Here is a 1157-nt window from a genome sequence, read left to right on the forward strand (position 1 = left end):
CCGGCCCCGCGTGCACCCAACTGCTGGCCTGGTTCGGCGCGGACGTGATCAAGGTCGAGCGCCCGGGCTCCGGTGATGTCACGCGCAACCAGTTGCGCGACATCCCTGATGCCGACGCGCTCTACTTCACCATGCTCAACAGCAACAAGCGCTCGCTGACGCTGGACACCAAGACCTCCGACGGCAAGGAAGTGCTGGAGAAGCTGATCAAGTGCTCCGACGTGATGGTGGAGAACTTTGGCCCCGGTGCGCTGGACCGCATGGGTTTCACCTGGGAGCGCATCCTGGAGCTGAACCCGAAGATGATTCTTGCCTCGGTCAAGGGCTTCAGCGACGGCCACCACTACTCGGACCTCAAGGTCTACGAGAACGTGGCGCAGTGCGCGGGCGGCGCCGCTTCCACCACGGGCTTCTGGGACGGCCCCCCGACCGTGAGCGCCGCCGCTCTCGGCGACTCCAACACGGGTATGCACCTGGCCATCGGCATCCTGACGGCGCTGCGCGGGCGGGACAAGACCGGCCAGGGCCAGAAGGTGGCTGTCTCCATGCAGGACGCCGTGCTGAACCTGTGCCGTGTCAAGCTGCGCGACCAGCAGCGCCTGGAGCGCGTGGGCTACCTCAAGGAGTATCCGCAGTACCCGCACGGCACGTTCAGCGACGTGGTGCCGCGCGGCGGCAACGCCGGCGGCGGCGGCCAGCCGGGCTGGGTGCTCAAGTGCAAGGGCTGGGAGACGGACCCCAACGCCTACATCTACTTCACGGTGCAGGACCATGCCTGGCCCCCGATCTGCCGCGCGCTGGGCCGCCCGCAGTGGATCGACGACCCGGCCTACAACACGCCCGATGCGCGCCAGCCGCACATCTTCGAGATCTTCAAGACCATAGAGGAGTGGCTGTCGGACAAGACCAAGTACGAGGCGGTGGACATCCTGCGCAAGTTCGACATTCCGTGCGCGCCGGTGCTGTCGATGAAGGAGCTGGCGGTTGACGAAAGCCTGCGCGCCAGCGGCTCCATCGTGGAAGTGGACCATCCCAAGCGGGGCAAGTACCTCACGGTGGGCAGCCCCATCAAGTTCTCGGGCCTGAAGCCCGAGATCACGGCGTCGCCGCTGCTGGGCGAGCACACCGACGAGGTGCTGGCGGAGTTGGGCTATGAC

1 protein-coding gene is annotated in these 1157 nt (G+C 66.6%); it reads left to right on the forward strand.

Translation table 11 applies throughout. From position 1 onward, the window contains the following. Window positions 1–1157, forward strand: a 1157-nt coding sequence (frc, locus tag ALA01S_RS31100; protein WP_066343648.1) for a formyl-CoA transferase, incomplete at both ends; no start/stop codon positions are given.

Origin of the sequence: Azohydromonas lata NBRC 102462 (assembly GCF_001571085.1) — a bacterium.
In the GTDB taxonomy this organism is placed as follows: Bacteria; Pseudomonadota; Gammaproteobacteria; order Burkholderiales; family Burkholderiaceae_C; genus Azohydromonas; species Azohydromonas lata.